Here is a 793-nt window from a genome sequence, read left to right as displayed (position 1 = left end):
GCTGCGCCGCGCATCGTCGCTGCCTCGCACGCAGCCGCTGGGCACCGCACGCGGCGTCGAGCAAGCGCTGCAGCGCATGCTGCAGGCCATGGCGCGCTGGAGCGACGATGCGGTCACGGCGCAGGCGCTGACGGTCGCGGGGTCGGGCTGGCAGCACGCCACCTTTGGCTCCCGCAGCCATGCTGCCGATGCTGCCGCCGCGGGGGGGGGGCGGGGGGCGGGGCGGGGCGGCGGGGGTGGCGCTGGCGATGCCAGTGGCGCGGCCGATACCGCTGAGCCGCAGGCGTCGTTAGCAGCCGAGCTGGCTTCCCTGCTGGTGGTGCCCGCCGCCCTGTGCACGCCTGCAGCGTCCGATGCAGCGGCGGAGACAATGGGCGACGCTGCTCCCGCCGCCGCCGCCGCCGCCGCCACCGCCGCCGCCGCCACCGCTGCGCGCGTGCTGACGCTGACCGCCCAGCTGGCGAGCGTGGGCGTGTCGTTGGTGGACGCCACCCCCGCTGAGCTAGCCTTCCTGACCGTGCAAGACGTCGACATGCACGCGCACTGGGCGCCGCGGCACGCGGTGGTGGAGGCGGCCATTGGCAGCGTGCAGCTTGACAACCAGCTGCTGTCCTCGGGCCTGCCCACCTGCGTGCTGGCCCCCGCCAGCAAGGTGAGCGGCGCGGGCAGGGAGGCGGCGGGCGAGGGCGAGGGCGAGGGCGAGGGCGAGGAGGCGCGCGTGCTGCAGGTGAAGGTGGCCATGACGCCGCAGCGGGCGCGGGAGCTGGTGGAGGTGCGGGAGCTGGAGGTGCTG

1 protein-coding gene is annotated in these 793 nt (G+C 76.2%); it reads left to right on the top strand.

The features are described 5' to 3' along the window. Nucleotides 1-370: 370 nt before the first annotated feature. The coding region (locus ACK4SE_RS13880; protein WP_409693885.1) for a hypothetical protein at nt 371-793 on the top strand (423 nt) is incomplete at its 3' end.

This window comes from Brevundimonas sp. (assembly GCF_046293315.1).
Lineage (GTDB): Bacteria > Pseudomonadota > Alphaproteobacteria > Caulobacterales > Caulobacteraceae > Brevundimonas.
This window is presented reverse-complemented; position numbering and strand designations above follow the sequence as displayed.